Source organism: Brachyspira pilosicoli, assembly GCF_008016535.1.
GTDB lineage: Bacteria > Spirochaetota > Brachyspiria > Brachyspirales > Brachyspiraceae > Brachyspira > Brachyspira pilosicoli_A.
In genome coordinates this window covers 1-17,446 of the sequence record NZ_SAXY01000066.1, presented here as the reverse complement: position 1 = coordinate 17,446, position 17,446 = coordinate 1, and the positions used below count along the sequence as shown (strand labels likewise).

Here is a 17,446-nt window from a genome sequence, read left to right as displayed (position 1 = left end):
AAACCTCTATCATTTATTATCGGCTCTATTATCTATAAATATCTATTGTTATGTTAATTGAAATTAAAAAATTGTTAGTTTAATTAAATATATTTTAAAATAAAAAATACCCGCATAATAATATGCAGGTATTTTTATTTAACTATAAATAATTTTATTTTACTTGAAATACTTTATCAATTTCCAAGAAAAATTCAGATCTTAACTTGTCTAAATCAGATAAAGTTTTTGTTCTTTCATCTATAGCTTTATTTATAGCATTTTGATCAGGGTTTTGTTTACTCATTTCTAAATTTATAGTTTGAGTTTTATTGTAAACTTCTCTTCTTAAATCATCTATTTGAGGGAAGTATTTACTTTCTATAGATTGTATTTGATTAATTTGCTCTTGAGTAAGGTTGTAATATCCATAACCTCTTCCATATCCATAGTTACATCCCATGCCTCTTCCATATCCTCTATCATAACCTCTTCCATAACCGCAACCCATTCCATAGCCTCTACCGTATCCTCTTCCATAACCCATACCATAACCTCTAGCGTATTGTCCGAATAAAGATACAGAGCCAAATACCATTATTGCTATAGAAACTAAAATTATAAATCCTTTTTTCATTTTTAATCTCCCTTTTATATTTATTGTTTTTTGTTTTCTTATGCTTTATTAGACGTACAAAAAAAATAAAAGTTCCCAAAAAAATAAAAAAAGTTATTTTTTTCTATACCATACTAGGGTATAAAAAAGAGTGCTTTTTAAAAAAGACACTCTTTATAATAGAATATTAATTATTGTTATTTATAGCTATTAATAACTTCATTGTATGTTGGTATTGAGTCTATTGCTCCTTTTCTAGTGACCGTTATATTAGAAACTTTAGTAGCAAATTCAATAGCCTCTTCAACAGTTTTATTATCAGCAATCATTCTTACAACCCCTCCCAAAAAACTATCCCCCGCAGCAGTGGTATCAATAACATCTACATTATAAGCATCAAAATGTTTTCTTTCTTTTTTTGTTATTAAGTCGCATCCGTCAGCCCCTAAAGTAAGTATTATATTTTTAACTCCGCATTCAAGAACATAATCAACACCGCCTATAATATCTATTTCTGTTTCATTTGGAATTAGTATATCTACACAGCTTAAAAAATCTTTATCAAGTTTTACTGCAGGTGATGGATTTAACACTATAGTTTTTCCAAGTTTTTTAGCAACAGATGCACTATATTTTGCTATTTCTAAAGGTATCTCTAATTGCATAACAATTATATCAAAAGATGAAATTAATTTTTCTTTAATATCATCTTTTGTAATTAAAGCATTAGCTCCCTGTGCCACTATAATATGATTAGCACCATCATCTGTAACTGTAATAACTGCTATGCCTGTAGAAACATTATCCTTTATTAATAAATTATCTATATTAACATCATTAGAATATAGAGCATTCGACAAATCTTTACCAAAATTATCATTTCCAATAGCACCAAGCATAGCTACATTTCCGCCCAATTTACCTATCGCACATGCTTGATTAGCACCTTTACCTCCATTATTAGTATAAAAATTGTTACCAAGTATAGTTTCACCCTCTTTAGGGAAACGAGGAGTTGTTATAACTAAATCTTTATTTATACTGCCTATTACTAAAATTTTTTTACTCATACTATTCTCACATAAAATACTAAAATTATTATTTTGAATATAAATTAATAGTATCTTTAAACATTTTTTTAAATTTTAATCCATTAATAGATGTACATATTCTAGTATTTTCTTTTTTAGGTTTTGTCAATATTTGGCTTCCAAAAAATGCTATACATTGACCTCTACTTAATTCTCCTTCAGTTTCAACATCAACATAAACTCTTTTAGTTGTATTACATATAGTTTCATCTACTAACATAGCAGCAGTAATTACATCATCCATAGGAAAACCTACTAATTTAAAATATTCTCTCCATATATCTATATATAAAGGCAAAAAATTTACTATATGTGAAGCAACAGGATTGTTTTTCATTAGTGATAAATCAAATATATCATCTCTAGTAAACATACTATCAGCTGCCGAATTATCTTCGCATATGTCTAAAGGTATTAAGGTTATAGGTACACCAGAGTTGAATACAATTTTTGAAGCTTCAGGATCATTCCATATATTATATTCAACAACAGGTGTTATATTTCCTGGGGTTTTGAACACTCCACCCATTATATAGCATTCTTTAATATTATCAGCTAGAGCTGGTTCTTGTAATAATGCCATACCAATATTAGTTAAAGGTCCTGTAGCTACTATTGATATCTCTTTAGGATTTGACATAATAGTTTCTATTATAAAATCAACAGCATGTTTATCTTTTTCTCTATGGTCAGGTTCTTTAGCAGGAGGATTAAAACCTTTTATTCTTTCTCCAAAAATATTTGCCAATTCTTCATTAATCTTTACAGGTTTTTCCATTATTTCTTTTGGATGACCAACCATAGGTTTGGATGCTCCTTTATATACAGGAATATTTCTACTATCTGCAATTGACAATGTATTTAAAGCAACTTTTGTAGCTTGTTCTATACTTCCACTAGCTCCTAATACAGTAGTTATTCCTTCTAATTTTAAACTTTTTTCTTTTGCACAATAAAATATTGTCAATATATCGTCTCCAACAGAATCAATATCTAATATCAAACGTTTCATAATAATTTCTCCTTTTTTATATATAATCAATTAACTATAAATTAACTATAAACAGTTAATGTTATTGATAAAGTACCTAAAATAATAAATATAACAGCCAATATAATTGATAATATAGATTTGAATGGAGCATTTTTATATTCTCCATATATTACCCCCCATAATACAGCCCATAATGCCATACTTTGACCTAATGGCCAAGATATAGCTAATCCAACCAAAGAAGCATAAACAGAATTTAATATATTTCCACCATAATGCATTATTGCAGATAATGCCGCAAATACAAAATAAATTTTTGGAACTTTTAAAGCAGGTACTAATTCTTTTGATTTTATTAAAGGTATTAAACAAACTAATATAGCTGTTATCATAGAACCACAAGATAATAATGCCATATATTGATAGGAATTTAGTCCAACATTATTTAAATCAGTTTTAATAGACAATGTCATAAAAAATGGATAAGCTGATATAAAAAATCCAGATATAACTCCATATAATAGAACGGTTTTTATTGATACTTTGTTAGAAGTTTTAGAGTTATTTTCTTTTGCCTTAGAAGAATATCCACAGAAGAATACAGATATTAATATTAAAATAGCTCCTAATAATACACTATATACAGGTGTACCATCAGGAAGTCCTCCAGCTAATATAGATAAAGTTGTACCTAATAGCATAGAAATAGAAGTAAATATTATATAAGTTATAGAAAGTCCTGCTATATCAACTGCTATAATATTAAACCACATTCCAAAAGTATATATTATACCTCCTAGTATAGGGTATAAAAAAAGCTTAGGGGTTTCTTGTATTAAATTAAATAATTCAACATATCCACTAATTCCACTATTTATTAAAAGAACTGTCCAAGTTAATATCAATGAAAAGAAATATAGCATAAACATGAACATTCTTATAGACCATTGAGAAACCTTTTTAATAAATTGTCCCCAACTTCCCCACATAAAAGCAGAAATCAATACCATAATTATTGGAAATAAATCATTTTTCACTTGTAATATCCTTTATTTATATTTTTTTATAGTTTCTTCTGTTTCTAATATACGTTTTTTTCTTTTATTATATGTATTAGCAAATAGGAATATCAATGTAACTATATATGGAAACATTAAAACTATATAAGATGGTATACCAAAACCTTGCATTCTTAAAGCTATAGCATCAGAAAAACCAAATATTAAACATCCAATGAACAATTTTAAAGGGTCTCCATTAGAAAATATCAAAGCAGCAACAGCCATGAATCCTCTACCAGAAGACATGTTCTCTGTAAATAAAGTTAAATATCCTATAGAAAGATGTGCCCCTGCTATACCAGCAAAGAGTCCACATAATAAAGATGATATATATTTTATAACTGTAACATTAATACCTTGAGATGTTGCTGCATCTTCTTTCTCTCCTACAACTCTTATATATAATCCTAATTTTGTTTTATAAATAAATAATGCAACTAAAATTAGAAAAACTATACTTAAATAAACAAATGGTGTAAATCCTCCTATACTTGGTAATCCTACTATTTTATCAGATACAACAGACCCTCTTGTACCAAATAAAGTTTTCATAAGCGATATAGTTGCACCACTAGCAAAAGTATTTATAGCTAGCCCTACTACAACTTCATTTGCTTTAAAGTTTACAACAAATAATACAAATACTAAAGCCAATATTAATGATATTATAATAGCAAGGATAACACCTGCTAGTGCCGAACCAGTATAATAACTACCAACAACTGCAAAAAAAGCAGCCATAAGCATTTGACCTTCTAATGAAACATTAAATATGCCACTTTTAGTAGTGAAAGCACCTCCAAGTCCAACTAATAATATCGGTGTTGTTGTACGGATAGTTGCTGCAATTAAAGAAATATTAAATATATCTGATATCATAAACTTTTACCTACCTTTACTTTTAGTTTTTAAAGTAATTTTTACTGAAATAAATAATATTATTAAAGCTTGTATAACAGTAACCAATTCTCTTGATACATTTGTATCTATTTCCATAAGTAAAGAACCAGACCTCAAAGCTCCAAAGAATAATGAAGTTATGGCAGTTCCTATTGGATTTGCATTAGATAATAATGCCGCTGTAATTCCATCAAATCCAAAACCAGGAGCAAACCCTTCCATAAATCTTCTATGTACTCCTAAAGCTTCTATACCTCCTGCAAGACCACCTATAGCACCTGAAATCATCATCATTCTAAACATTATTTTTCTATTTTGTATACCACCGTATTGTGCATATTCAAAGTTGGATCCAACTACTTTACATTCATAACCCATAGATGTTTTTTGAAAATAAAATGTTAATATAGCTATTAGTATTATTGCTATAAAAAATCCAACATTAAGTCTTGAAAATTCAAACAATCTTTGTAAATATGCAGTTTCATGTATAGGTGGAGTTTCTGACCAACCACCTGGAATCTTAAATACATTTATAGTCAAAAATGAAGTTAATAAAACAGCAACATAATTAAGTATAATAGTAGCTACAACTTCATTTGCATTATATTTTGACCTAAAATATGCAGGAAGAAATATCCATAACATACCAGCAACCATAGAAGCTAATATAGCAACAATAACATGTATAAAAGGTGGTAATGTATATGCGAAACCAATATATGTAGCAGCAAATCCTCCAACATATAATTGTCCTTCTATACCTATATTAAAAATACCACTTTTAAAAGCTATACAAGCAGCTACGCCAGATACTATAATTGGTGTAGATTGCAATAATACTCCAGCTATTTGTCTGATTCCTCCAAAAGCCCCTTTTATTAAGGTAAAATACACATGTATAGGATTTTCTCTTATAAGTAATATTACTATAGCACTTAATAATGTAGCACCAACTATGGCAATAATAGGTCCAATTAAAATAGGTAATAATTTTTTTTCCAAAAAATCTCTCATAATGTAGCATCCCCTTTAGAAGAAATACCAGCCATAAGAAGACCTATTTCTTCTTCTGTAGTTTCATTAGGAATCACTTCTCCAACTATAGATCCATTAAATAATACTAAAACTCTATCACTAAGCCTCATTATTTCATCTAATTGAACAGAAATTAATAATATAGCTTTATTCATATAACGCATTTTTAATATTTCATTATGTATAAAAGCACTAGAAGATATATCTACTCCTCTTGTAGGTTGATCGATTAGATAAAAATCAACATCCTGAGAAAATTCTCTAGCTACTATTGCTTTTTGTATATTTCCTCCAGATAGATTTCCTATTAATACATCTCCATTAGATGCTCTTACATCATAGTCTTTTATTAATTCTTGAGCATAATTTTTTATATTTTTTAAATTTAGAAGTATAGATTTATAAGCGAAAGGCTCTTTTCTTTGCTTACCCATAAGCATATTAGACCATATAGGATCATTTTTATTACATCCTCTATTCATTCTATCCGCAGGAACATGACACATACCTAAAGACCTTATATATTCACTGCTTTTGTTTACTATACTGTTTCCATTTAAAATTACATCTCCATAACTTGGATATTCAAAACCTGACAATATATCTGTAAGCTCAGTTTGTCCATTACCTGCAACTCCTGCTATACCAACTATTTCACCTTTATGTACAGAAAAAGACACACCCCTTAAAGCAGGTACCCCTAATGTATTTCTAGCCCAAAGATTATTAACCTCTAATACAACATCACATTTTTTGTTATTTGTATTAGAATTATGAGCTTCTATTACTTGTTTACCAACTATTAAACTAGCAAGTTCTTCTTTAGTTATATCTTTAGTTTTCTTTCTGGCAATTACCTCTCCTAAACGAAGAATTGTTACAGAATCAGAAATATCCATTATTTCATCTAGATGGTGACTTATAAAAACAACAGTCATAGAATTTTTAACTACAAATTCTTTTAATGTTTTAAATAATTCTTTAGATTCCTGAGGAGTAAGTACAGCAGTAGGTTCATCTAAAATAATTATTTTTGCTCCTTTATATAAAGCTTTTAATATTTCAACTCTCTGTTGTATACCTACAGATATATCTTGTATTCTGTCTGTAGGATTTACATCTAAAGAAAATTTTTTAGATAACTCTACAACACTTTTATTTTGTAAATCTCTATCAATAAAAATTCCTTTTTTTAATTCACATCCTAAAAATATATTTTCAGATATAGTTAATGATGGTACTAATTTAAAATGCTGATGTACCATACCTAAACCAACTTTAAATGCATCCTTAGGAGAATTTATATTAACATCTTGTCCAAAGATTTTTATATTACCGCTGTCTGCTGTTTCTAAACCAAATAAAATATTCATTAAAGTTGTTTTACCAGCTCCATTCTCTCCTATTATTGCGTGTATTTCTCCAACTTCTACTTGTAAATTTATATTTTTATTAGCTTGAACTTGCGGATAAGATTTATTAATATTCGTCATTTCTATAGCTAATTCCATATTATACTCCAATTGAAATCATCAAAGCGACATCTTATATAATTTTATAAGATGCCACTTTTTTAAATATTACATTATAGATTCTATTTTTATTTCACCATTAACAACTTTTTGTCTTATTTCTTCTATTTTATCAATAATATCTTGAGGTACTATAGCTTTCATATATTCATCATTACATAATTGAACTCCACCTTTGATAATATCGTAAGTAAATACGCCTGGAGCCAAATCTGGATTTTTTACATATTGTTCTATCATATCATAAACACCAACATCTGCTCTTTTTAACATACTGCCTGATATGTATCCTGGAGCTGAAGCACACTGATCAACATCTACTCCAACTGCATATTTTTTTGCAGCACCTGCAGCTTGCAATACACCCTCTCCTGAAGGACCAGCAACACTATAAACTATATCAACATTTCCAGAATATAAAGATTGTGCAAGTTCACTTCCTCTAGCAGGATCATCAAAAGTACCTGTAAATACTTCTTTTACTTCTATATTAGGATCAATGTATTTTACCCCTTGAATATATCCATTTAAGAAATTTCTAATAACAGGTATATCTCTTCCTCCAACAAAACCAACTGCTTTATCAGGATTAATATTTGCTATATCTGTTCTAGTTGTCATTAGTGCAGCCATAACACCAACTAAAAAAGAACCTTGCTCTTCAGCAAAATTAACATAATATACATTTGGATTTTCCAATACTCCATCTACAAATACAAATTTTTGCTCAGGAAAAGATTTAGATACAACTTCTAAAGCATTAGCTAATTCCCATCCCATTAAAAATATTAAAGAATATTCACCAGTTTGTGCTAAACTAGATAATTGATCTTCATAATCTAATGATCTTGTACCAACATCTACTATTTTTAATTCAATACCTAATTCATCTCTTGCTCTTTCTAAACCAGCAACCATGCTTTTACCAAAACCTTGACCAAAATAACCAGATATAGCAGCTATTTTTATTTTTGATTTAGTATTAGATGTGTCATTTGTTGCATTACTATTGTTTCCACATCCAAAAACAATAAAACAAGCTAAAATGATTAATAAATATTTTTTCATTTTATTTAACTCCTTTTTTTATTTTTTAATAGCTTCACTGATATATTTATAGATTTTCTATGTAATATCTTTGTGTAGCTAAATTAAAATGCATAAAAACTATATCTATTCTAACTAAACCACTTTTAAGTTCTTCTGTATATTCAATCATAATTTATCACTAATATTTTTTTAATAATTCATATAAAATATTAAAAAATCTATTAGAATCAACTTCTATTGCTATATTTACATTTGGTTTTTGTTTTTTTAATCCCCAAAAATCAGCAATAGTAGCCCCAAACATTATATCTCCTCTTTTTTCTATTTCTAAATAAACTTCTTTTGTTTTAACTAAAGATTTATCAACAACATATGCAAATGCTAAAGGATCATGTAAAGCACCACCAACACCCATAGTACCTCTATGTAGTTTCTCATAAAACATAAGCCAATCAACTACTAATTTTCCAACAGGAGTATTTATTTTTCTAAATTCTTTATATTGTTCTTCTTCAACCAATACTTTCATTGTAACATCAAGTCCTATCATAGTTGTTTTTATTCCAGAGTTAATAACTATATCTGCTGCTTCAGGATCACAAAATATATTAAATTCTGTTGGAGTATAATATTCATTTGGCTTATAAAATACTCCACCCATTAATACTATTTCTTCTATCTTTTCCTTTAATTCAGGATATTTTAGTAAAAATAAAGCTATATTTGTCAATGGTGCTGTAGGTATTAAAGTAACTTTCTCATCAGATTCCCTTAAACATTTTGCTATAAAATCTACAGCATGCAAAGCTTCACAAGTTTTATTGCTAGAACTTAAATATTTAGAACCTTCTAATCCTGAAGGACCATCTGCTGTACCTAATACTAATTCTCTTCTTATTGGTTTATGACATCCTTTTGCTACGGGTATGTGATTACAACCAATGAAATCTAAAATTCTCAAGGCATTGGCTGTGGTATTTTCTAAAGTAGAATTTCCGCATACTGTTGTTATACCAAGCAATTCTACTTTTTCACATTTTAAAGCCATAAGTATAGCTATAGCATCATCATGACCTGGATCACAATCTAAAATAATTTTTGTTTTGCTCATATTTATTATTACCTTAAATATTTTTTTATATAATAAAAAGTATAGTCAATTTTGTTGCGAAGTCAATTTTTTACAGAAAATTTTCTGAAATTTTTCTGTAAAACAACTATTTATTGAAACTATATTGACAAATTAAACTTCATATATTATAGTAATAAAAATCTTAATTAACATGATTTGTATATTATGAATGATAAAAAAATAACATTAAGTTATATAGCAAAAAAAGCAAATGTTTCTGTTGCTACTGTTTCTAGGGTATTAAATGGAAATAGTAGTGTTGATGAAAAAATAAAAAATAAAATAAATAATATTATTAACTCTGATGGTTATAATTTAAAGAAAACCACTAAGAATAAACAAATTATATCAGTAATTATTCCAGATATTACAAATCCTTTTTTTGCAAATATAATTGAAGGAATAGAAAATACTGCTAATCTTTATGGATATCATATTATACTTTCTCAGTTTAAAGAAAATAGAGATATATCAAATTTTAAAGATATAACAAACATTGGAGTATCTGGATATATTATAATACCATCTGTAGGAAGTACAGAATATTTTAATGATATAATTAATAATTCTAATTTACCAATTGTTTTTTTGGATAGAAAAGTAGAGTTTAATAATATAAATTATGTTGGTTCTGATAACAAAATAGGAGCTTATAATGCCACTAAATATTTAATAGATTTGGGGCATAAAAATATTATATATATGGCTGGTCCTCAAGATATTAGTACAGAGAAAGAAAGATTTGATGGATTTATAAAGGCATTGAATGATAATAATATAGATTTTGACAATACAAAATATAAAAAAATAGCAAATTTTAATTTTGATGAAAGTTATATTAGAATGAAAGAAATAATAAATTCAAATCTTAAATATACTGCAATATTTTCTGCATGTGATGTTATGTGTTTTGGTATAAAGAAAGCAACAGAAGAGTATGGGATATCAATACCTAATGATATATCATTAATTGGTTATGATAATATACCTTTTTCTTCTATAATAGGATTAACTACAGTGTCTTCTCAAGCTTATGAAATGGGAAAAAATGCTGTACTTTCTGTATTAAATATTATAAGCGAGAGAATAACTGATAATATAAATATTGTACTTGAGCCTAATATAGTAATTAGAAACTCATGTAAAAAAATATAAATTAATAATATAGTTTTAAATTATTTCTTTATTTTGACAATTTTTGCAATTTATGTATAATTTTAAGCATTATATAAGAGTAAATAAAAAATGGCTAAAAAAGACAAGAAAGATAAAAAAAATAATGCTGTTTCATCTGGAGAGATAGCAAGAAATAAAAAAGCACTTTTTAATTATGAAGTGATAGAAAAGTTTGAGGCAGGTATAGTTTTACTTGGAACGGAAGTTAAATCTCTTAGGGATAGGGGAGTTAATATGTCTGATTCTTATGCTTCTTTTAAAAAGGGGGAGCTTTTTATAGTGAATATGCATATATCTCCTTATCATTTTGGAAACAGAAACAATCATGACCCTTTGCGTGAAAGAAAGCTTCTAATGAAAAAAAGAGAGATTAAAAGACTTTATGGTAAAATAAAAGAGCAGGGACTTACTTTAATTCCTATTAGTTTATATTTTAGCAGGGGAAAAGTAAAAGTTGAGCTTGCTTTGGCTAAAGGTAAAAAGCTTCATGACAAGAGAGAAACTCTAAAGAAAAAAGCATTAGACAGAGAAATGGAAAGATATATTAAAAGATAGATATGCAAAATTATTATAGTTTTTCTGATTATGTAAAAAAAAAGTTTGGTTTTAAAGTTGGTAAAATTTCTATAGACACAGATTTCGGCTGTGCTCATAAGGTTAATAATGGAGGGTGTAGATTTTGCAATTTAAATAGTTATAAACCTCCGTATGTAGAAGAAGATGATATTAAAAATCAATGGATAAATGGTGTAAACAATTATAAAAACAGATACAAAAAATATTATGCTTATTTTCAGCTTGGTACTCCGCTTTCAAAATTAGCTTCATCAGAATCTCTTAAATATGCAAATAAATTAATTGAGTTTGAGGATTGTGTTGGCTTAATGTTTGGGGCAAGAAGCGATATGCTTGAAGAGGCAGTGCTATTAGAATTAGATAACTTATCAAAAAAATATAATAAAGAGATATGGCTTGAAATGGGGCTTCAATCTTCAAATGATGATACTTCTATTTTTATAAATAGGGGGCATAATTTTGAGTCGTTTGCTGATATGACAGAAAAAATAAAAAATAATTACAGCAATCTTATAATATCAACTCATATAATATTTGGTTTACCTAAAAAAATAGAAGGACAAAAAATAATTTTGGAAACAAGGGAAGAGATGCTTCAAACGGTGAGGGATATTTCTAATTTAAAAATTGACAGTGTAAAGTTTCATCAGCTTGACATTGTAGTAGGAAGTGCTTTTGAGGCAATGTATAAAAATTATGATTTTCCTACACTTGATGAAGATTTTTATATAGAGCTTATGGTTGATGCTATGTCTATTTTAAGAGAAGATATAATAGTATCAAGGATTATGGGCGACAGTTTAGGAGATAGTTTGATAGCACCGAAATGGAAAAAATCTAAAGGCGAAATAATTAATTCTATAAACAAATTGATGACAGAGAGAGAGTTGAGTCAAGGCTGCAGGTTTTTGTAGATTTTTATTCAACTTTTTCCCGCGTACGAGCTGTACCACATTGCCGCACGGTAATGCTATGCTTTAATTATAACTTCTTAGTCGTGCGGTGGAGTGCATTTTAATGTACAATTAAATTATAAAATTTATAATAAAAATGCAGTTTTTCGCGAAGCGTATCCGTAGGATATAAGGTTCTTTGTGGAACACCGCAATGACACTTCCTTCGGTCGTTTTGCGGACTTCGTCAAAGTTTTTACCCTATGGGTACGCTTCGCGAAAAGTGCAAATTATTTTGCTTATTCGTATATATTTCGCGAAAGTATAAATATGTTAGCTTTTTATCTTAGACGACATTATCATAAATACTGTAGACAAAACAACAAGAATAGAGCCTAGTAATATATTAATAGTTAAAGTTTCATCATAAATAAATATAGAAGCTATTACTGTAGTTGTAGGTTCAAACATATTTAGTATTGATGCAAGTGAAGAACCTAATTGTTTTACTCCATAAAGCAAAAGCCCTAAAGAAAATATTGTACAAAGCAAAGATGTGGCAAGGAAATTATTAAGTACATTTATGCTGTCAATCATTTTTATGCTATTAGTTAATATACCGAATATAAAAAATACTATAGATACAAATAAAGACATATAAAAAAGAGAAACCATAGTATCAAGTTTGGCAAATGATGCCTTTTTATTTGATATAATATATGTCCCATAGGTTATTGTTGTTATTAAAGCATATATTACACCCTTAAAAGATTCTACTTCTACAACCCTAGTTAAAAGTACTATACCAATAACAGCAGAAATTACAGAGAATATTTTTAATATATTAATTTTCTCTTTATACACTATAGCCATTAATATAATGACCACAACAGGATATCCAAAGTGAATCATATTAGTAAGCCCTGCTGATATATATAATAAAGAAAGCGATAAAAAGAAAAATGTTAAACCAAGACCAACTATACTAAATAAAATTAATTCTAAAAATTGTCTTTTATCTATTTTAAAACTTTTTTTTCTTATGAGTATTATAAAAAATAAAAATATTGCTGTAAAAGCATATCTATAAAAAACTATAGCTACAGATGAATAATTTTCTCTTATAATATTTTTTGTAAATATTGGAAGAAAACCATAGGCAATAGATGCTATGATTACTAATAGTACATTAATCATTTTTTTATTTAGCTCTTCTTATCTTAACATCAAAACGCTCTTCTACCAAACCAATTAATTCAGGAAGTTTTTGCTCTGCTATCATTTTTAATTTTTCTCTATTAATATTTTGAGCAGGTGAGCCAAGCATAACAGAGTTTGATTCTATTTTTACATTAGACATAACACCGCTTTGTCCGCCTAATATAACTCTATCGCCCAAAGTAACATGGTCAGCCAAACCAACCTGTCCAGCAAGTACACAATGATGACCTAATTTACTGCTTCCAGCAATTCCAACCTGTGATACAATTATAGAATGCTCTCCTATGTCGCAGTTATGAGCAATTTGTACTAAATTGTCTATTTTTACGCCCTCTCTAATTATTGTAGAGCCTAAAGTTGCCCTGTCTATACAAACATTAGCACCTATCTCAACATCATTTTCTATTACAACATTTCCCCTTTGAGGAATTTTCATCTGCTTACCATTAACTTCAAAAAATCCAAAACCATCATTGCCAATAACACTAGATGAACCTATTATAACATTGTTTTTTATTATGCATCTGTCATGTATAGAAACATTTGAATGTATTATGCAATTCTCTCCTATTTCAACATCATCTCCCAAAAATACTCCGCTCTCTATTACACTTCCTTTAGCTATTTTTACATTTTTTCCAATATGGACATTATCTCCTATATAGGTTTCTTTATTTATATTTGCATTCTCTTTGATAACAGCAGTACTTTCTACTGTACCTAATGGATATTTTTTATCTTCAAATAAAATATAGAGAAGTTTTATAAATGCTTCTTTTGGATTTTGATGAATAATAGCTGTTTTATTTTTAAAATCTTCTATAGTGTTTGCCAAATCCTCTCTTAAAATAATTGCACTCGCTTTGCTATTTAGAGCAGCTTCTATATACTTATTATTATCAACACAAACTATAGAGCCTTCTGATATATCATTAATAGGAGAGAGGGTTGTTATATTAACATTGTCATCTCCTAATGTTTTTATAGCATTTAAAAATTTAGCAATATCTTTAATATTCATATTTGCTCCATTTAATATTAAAAAATTATAAATTATTATATTTAATTTTATAAACAAATATATTTTTTTGCAAATTTATATTTTATAAAAATAAAAAAGGCATAGATAATAATATCTATACCTTTTAATATTTATCATTTTTTATTATTTTGATGTTAATGAAGTTAATAAATTATTCATATCAGCTATTTCTTTCTCTTGGTCAGCTATTATTCTATTAGCAATCTCTTTAATTTTATCATCTTTTGTAGAAGCTAATATTTGCTTAGAAGCATCAACTGCAGTCTGATGATGAGGTATCATTCCTCTAATAAAATCTATATCATTGTCTGCAGTAACTTCTATCATAGACATTTCCATCATCATATCATTCATAATCTTCTCTGCTTCATTTCCAAAAGCTACAGTGTCTATATTGCTATAATCTGTGTTTTTTGCTTTTAATTCTTCTACCAAAGCTTTAAACTCTTCTATCTCTTTCTCTTGAGCTTGTATAATATTATTAGCTAAAGTTTTTAGAGTTTCATTTGTAGTAGTTTCAAGAAGTATTTTAGAAGAATCTATAGCTCCTTGATGATGAGGTATCATATTAACTAAAAAATCAACATCTATATTTTTAGTTTTCTCAAAAGGCTGAGCCATCATAGGAGCGTGCATTGCATCTATTATTTTAGAGCCAGAAGCACTATGAGAGGCATGTGCATTTTCTGCTGTATTATTTTGTGCAATATTATTTTCTGCAGCAGAAGTTGTATCTGTTTTTTGACTACAAGAAACAGTAAAAACTAACATCATTATAATAGTAATTAAAGTTAAAAAGTTTCTCATTATGTAAATATCCTTTAATAAATTTTACTATTATAATATCTTAATTATATAAACGGTAAAATAAATTATATAGACTCATCTTTTAATAAATTATTAAATTGTGCTCTAGAATAAACTTCTATTTTGTCATTATGAAGCACATAACTTTTAGCACTGCTTGTAAGGTCCACTGGTACAATTAATATTCCGTTTTTAGCACCCGCCTCAGAAACAAGCATTAAAAAATCCCTAATCATAAGTTCTCCAATTTCTACATTATTCCATCTTTTGAAAGATATTAGAGTTAAATCTTTTTTATTGCTTTTCATATTGTATGCTAAATAATCTACTTCATCTCCGTAACTGTTTTTTCCTTTTTCGCCTGTATATTCCTGAACTATGGAATGAGATAATTTGTTTTTTATTATATTCTGGCAAACCTTTTTAAAATCAAGCATACTCATTTTGAATATTTTATCTATTTTGTTGGTAGTGCTAAATGTATTTGCTTTATTTTCATTTATAGAAATTTTTAATTGATTTAATATAGTATCAGTATTAATTGTAGCTCTTGTGTCTATTAAAGTTGATATATAATCAAAATCTATAAAAGAAGCTTCCCATAGGTTTATAGTTTTATCCCAAAATACTGTTAAATCTTTATCTATATAATTTTCAAAGTTATCATTTTTATATTTTTGTAGAGAATATGAGCCTGAATCTTTTATTTTATTTAATTGATCTGATGCTTTATATATTTCAGATAAATAGCTTAAGATTTTATCAACATCATAAATATCAAATTCTTTTAAGTTAAATGATTTTATACTTCTAAAAGCTTGTATAGAAAAATCAATATCTCTTAAAAAATATGAATAGAAGGCATAGTCAAATATTAAAACAGAATTTTTTTTGTCAAATTGCGGAATTTTATATAATGCGTATGTTTTGTCATAATATTCTTTAAATAATTTACTATCATCTAATTTGTATAGTATATATAAATATACTTTGTTTAAATAAAATATATAGTTGTCATCATGAAATTTATTGGCAAGAGTTGCCTCTAAGAAAGATTTTGCTATATTAATTTCTTCAGATATTAAGTAAAGAGAAATTAAAGATTTAGCTATTTGTTTAGATATTTCTTTATTACTTTTTTCTTTGTTTACTCTTTTATAAAGTGTTTCTAAAAATGCTAGAGATTTTTTATAATCTTTTACTTTATAAAAAGCAAATGCTGCTGCCTTAATATTGTCAATATCGAATTCTTCTTTTGCAGATAATGCTTTAGAAAAATAATCGCAAGCTATTTTAAAATTTCCTTCGTATGTTAATATGGTTGCAGCCTTTATAGCATATATTGTATTTTTAGGGTCTATTTTAAATACAATAGCAGAATATTTTAATGTATTTTCTCTATTTCCTAATGAAGAGTATTTTTCTTCTAATTTTTTTGCCGCATCAAGCTGAGCCTTTCCTCTTAAATATCCTATCTCCATTAATTGTTCATATTTTTTTAAGGCCTCTTCATTTTCTCCTATATTCTCTTCAAGCATTGCAAGTTCATATATTGCCTCATAATCATTTTCATCTTTAGCAATTCTTTTCTTTAATTCTAATATTCTCTCTTTGCTTAATTTACCAGACACTTTTCCTATCTTATTATCTTTGTTTGCAATTATTTTTTTTATTAAGATAAAAGTAAGAAAAGCTAATACTATTAAAGTTATTAAATATACCATTATATTACTCATAAATTATCTCTTTATCCTTTCACTATTATTCAAAATTATTTTATATTATTTTTTATTTTAAATAAAGTTAATTTAAAAATATTTTGTGTTTAGGAGTGTGAGATATTGGACATTTTTTAGTATAAAAAAAGCAGTATCCTTGTTATAATATTTTGATATAGAAAACAAATAAAAGGATACTACTATGAAAAGAGATTGTAGCACAGAATTTAAATTATTTATAGTGGATGAAGCATTAAAAACTAAAAATATTAAAAGATTTTTAAAGATAGAAGAAATACCCAAATCTACTTTTTATACTTGGCTTAAGAAATATAAAGACACTGGAACTGTCGCTAATTTTAGCACTAGACCGAAAACTTCTCCAAATATCTTTAATAATCAAAAAGCTATTAATTTAATTATTGAACTCTATACTAAAGAATATCGAGGTAAGCATTATATTAAAGCATATTTGAACCGTGAAGGCATTAATATAGGGGTTACAGCTATAGAGAATGTACTAAAAAGAAATAATCTTTGGAGATATAAAACAAAAAAGAAAAAGAAGCGATATGATAAGCGTAAATTTGTCTCTAAAATACAAAAAGAAGGCAAAATAG

General features: G+C 27.3%; 16 protein-coding genes and 1 pseudogene. 4 read left to right on the top strand and 13 right to left on the bottom strand.

All coding sequences use genetic code 11. The features are described from left to right. Positions 1 to 154 precede the first annotated feature (154 nt). The 9 genes from EPJ72_RS11170 to EPJ72_RS11130 form a co-directional block, all read right to left on the bottom strand. Complete coding sequence (locus tag EPJ72_RS11170) at positions 155 to 616, bottom strand: periplasmic heavy metal sensor (protein WP_147732220.1); 462 nt, start codon at positions 614 to 616, stop codon at positions 155 to 157. Positions 617 to 792: 176 nt separating this feature from the next. Then, entirely contained in the window at positions 793 to 1,665 is an 873-nt protein-coding gene (rbsK, locus tag EPJ72_RS11165) for a ribokinase (RefSeq protein WP_147732219.1), read from the bottom strand. Positions 1,666 to 1,693: 28 nt separating this feature from the next. Then, positions 1,694 to 2,698, bottom strand: coding sequence for a nucleoside hydrolase (locus tag EPJ72_RS11160; protein ID WP_147732218.1), 1,005 nt, complete (start codon positions 2,696 to 2,698; stop codon positions 1,694 to 1,696). Positions 2,699 to 2,739: 41 nt separating this feature from the next. Further along, entirely contained in the window at positions 2,740 to 3,717 is a 978-nt protein-coding gene (locus tag EPJ72_RS11155) for a hypothetical protein (RefSeq protein ID WP_147732217.1), read from the bottom strand. A gap of 12 nt (positions 3,718 to 3,729) precedes the next feature. Then, entirely contained in the window at positions 3,730 to 4,620 is an 891-nt protein-coding gene (locus EPJ72_RS11150) for an ABC transporter permease (protein WP_147732216.1), read from the bottom strand. 6 nt (positions 4,621 to 4,626) lie between these two features. Next, positions 4,627 to 5,658 (bottom strand): ABC transporter permease, encoded by a 1,032-nt coding sequence (locus EPJ72_RS11145; RefSeq protein ID WP_147732215.1) that lies wholly within the window; start codon positions 5,656 to 5,658, stop codon positions 4,627 to 4,629. Beyond that, a complete protein-coding gene (locus EPJ72_RS11140; RefSeq protein ID WP_147732214.1) occupies positions 5,655 to 7,190 on the bottom strand; it encodes an ABC transporter ATP-binding protein in 1,536 nt (511 codons plus the stop codon). Before EPJ72_RS11140 ends, EPJ72_RS11145 begins: the two co-directional genes overlap by 4 nt. Before the next feature lie 69 nt (positions 7,191 to 7,259). After that, positions 7,260 to 8,279, bottom strand: coding sequence for a BMP family lipoprotein (locus tag EPJ72_RS11135; protein WP_147732213.1), 1,020 nt, complete (start codon positions 8,277 to 8,279; stop codon positions 7,260 to 7,262). A gap of 160 nt (positions 8,280 to 8,439) precedes the next feature. Further along, complete coding sequence (locus tag EPJ72_RS11130) at positions 8,440 to 9,372, bottom strand: nucleoside hydrolase (protein WP_147732212.1); 933 nt, start codon at positions 9,370 to 9,372, stop codon at positions 8,440 to 8,442. A 186-nt stretch (positions 9,373 to 9,558) separates the two neighbouring features. On the opposite strand from EPJ72_RS11130, the gene EPJ72_RS11125 reads away from it, so the two are divergent. From EPJ72_RS11125 to EPJ72_RS11115, 3 genes are all read left to right on the top strand, one after another. Next, entirely contained in the window at positions 9,559 to 10,548 is a 990-nt protein-coding gene (locus tag EPJ72_RS11125) for a LacI family DNA-binding transcriptional regulator (RefSeq protein WP_147732211.1), read from the top strand. A gap of 90 nt (positions 10,549 to 10,638) precedes the next feature. Further along, a complete protein-coding gene (gene smpB / locus EPJ72_RS11120) occupies positions 10,639 to 11,124 on the top strand; it encodes an SsrA-binding protein SmpB (RefSeq protein ID WP_147732210.1) in 486 nt (161 codons plus the stop codon). Between the two features lie 2 nt (positions 11,125 to 11,126). Further along, on the top strand, positions 11,127 to 12,059 hold the full coding sequence (locus EPJ72_RS11115) for a TIGR01212 family radical SAM protein (protein ID WP_147732209.1): 933 nt from the start codon (positions 11,127 to 11,129) through the stop codon (positions 12,057 to 12,059). A 312-nt stretch (positions 12,060 to 12,371) separates the two neighbouring features. On the opposite strand, the gene EPJ72_RS11110 is transcribed toward EPJ72_RS11115, so the two are convergent. The 4 genes from EPJ72_RS11110 to EPJ72_RS11095 form a co-directional block, all read right to left on the bottom strand. Further along, positions 12,372 to 13,235, bottom strand: coding sequence for a DMT family transporter (locus EPJ72_RS11110; RefSeq protein WP_147732208.1), 864 nt, complete (start codon positions 13,233 to 13,235; stop codon positions 12,372 to 12,374). A gap of 4 nt (positions 13,236 to 13,239) precedes the next feature. Beyond that, positions 13,240 to 14,280 carry a UDP-3-O-(3-hydroxymyristoyl)glucosamine N-acyltransferase gene (lpxD, locus tag EPJ72_RS11105; RefSeq protein WP_147732207.1) on the bottom strand — a complete coding sequence of 347 codons (1,041 nt, stop codon included), beginning with the start codon at positions 14,278 to 14,280 and terminating at the stop codon, positions 13,240 to 13,242. Between the two features lie 144 nt (positions 14,281 to 14,424). Beyond that, a complete protein-coding gene (locus EPJ72_RS11100; protein ID WP_147732206.1) occupies positions 14,425 to 15,108 on the bottom strand; it encodes a DUF305 domain-containing protein in 684 nt (227 codons plus the stop codon). Positions 15,109 to 15,173: 65 nt separating this feature from the next. Beyond that, complete coding sequence (locus EPJ72_RS11095; RefSeq protein WP_147732205.1) at positions 15,174 to 16,844, bottom strand: tetratricopeptide repeat protein; 1,671 nt, start codon at positions 16,842 to 16,844, stop codon at positions 15,174 to 15,176. A 184-nt stretch (positions 16,845 to 17,028) separates the two neighbouring features. On the opposite strand from EPJ72_RS11095, the pseudogene EPJ72_RS11090 reads away from it, so the two are divergent. Then, positions 17,029 to 17,446 (top strand): annotated as a pseudogene (locus tag EPJ72_RS11090) (hypothetical protein); the annotation flags it as partial.

Coding starts and splice junctions, on each gene's coding strand:
- EPJ72_RS11170 (WP_147732220.1), bottom strand. CDS start 616: ATGAAAAAAGGATTTATAATTTTAGTTTCTATAGCAATAATGGTATTT.
- rbsK (WP_147732219.1), bottom strand. CDS start 1,665: ATGAGTAAAAAAATTTTAGTAATAGGCAGTATAAATAAAGATTTAGTT.
- EPJ72_RS11160 (WP_147732218.1), bottom strand. CDS start 2,698: ATGAAACGTTTGATATTAGATATTGATTCTGTTGGAGACGATATATTG.
- EPJ72_RS11150 (WP_147732216.1), bottom strand. CDS start 4,620: ATGATATCAGATATATTTAATATTTCTTTAATTGCAGCAACTATCCGT.
- EPJ72_RS11145 (WP_147732215.1), bottom strand. CDS start 5,658: ATGAGAGATTTTTTGGAAAAAAAATTATTACCTATTTTAATTGGACCT.
- EPJ72_RS11140 (WP_147732214.1), bottom strand. CDS start 7,190: ATGGAATTAGCTATAGAAATGACGAATATTAATAAATCTTATCCGCAA.
- EPJ72_RS11135 (WP_147732213.1), bottom strand. CDS start 8,279: ATGAAAAAATATTTATTAATCATTTTAGCTTGTTTTATTGTTTTTGGA.
- EPJ72_RS11130 (WP_147732212.1), bottom strand. CDS start 9,372: ATGAGCAAAACAAAAATTATTTTAGATTGTGATCCAGGTCATGATGAT.
- EPJ72_RS11125 (WP_147732211.1), top strand. CDS start 9,559: ATGAATGATAAAAAAATAACATTAAGTTATATAGCAAAAAAAGCAAAT.
- smpB (WP_147732210.1), top strand. CDS start 10,639: ATGGCTAAAAAAGACAAGAAAGATAAAAAAAATAATGCTGTTTCATCT.
- EPJ72_RS11115 (WP_147732209.1), top strand. CDS start 11,127: ATGCAAAATTATTATAGTTTTTCTGATTATGTAAAAAAAAAGTTTGGT.
- EPJ72_RS11110 (WP_147732208.1), bottom strand. CDS start 13,235: ATGATTAATGTACTATTAGTAATCATAGCATCTATTGCCTATGGTTTT.
- lpxD (WP_147732207.1), bottom strand. CDS start 14,280: ATGAATATTAAAGATATTGCTAAATTTTTAAATGCTATAAAAACATTA.
- EPJ72_RS11100 (WP_147732206.1), bottom strand. CDS start 15,108: ATGAGAAACTTTTTAACTTTAATTACTATTATAATGATGTTAGTTTTT.
- EPJ72_RS11095 (WP_147732205.1), bottom strand. CDS start 16,844: ATGAGTAATATAATGGTATATTTAATAACTTTAATAGTATTAGCTTTT.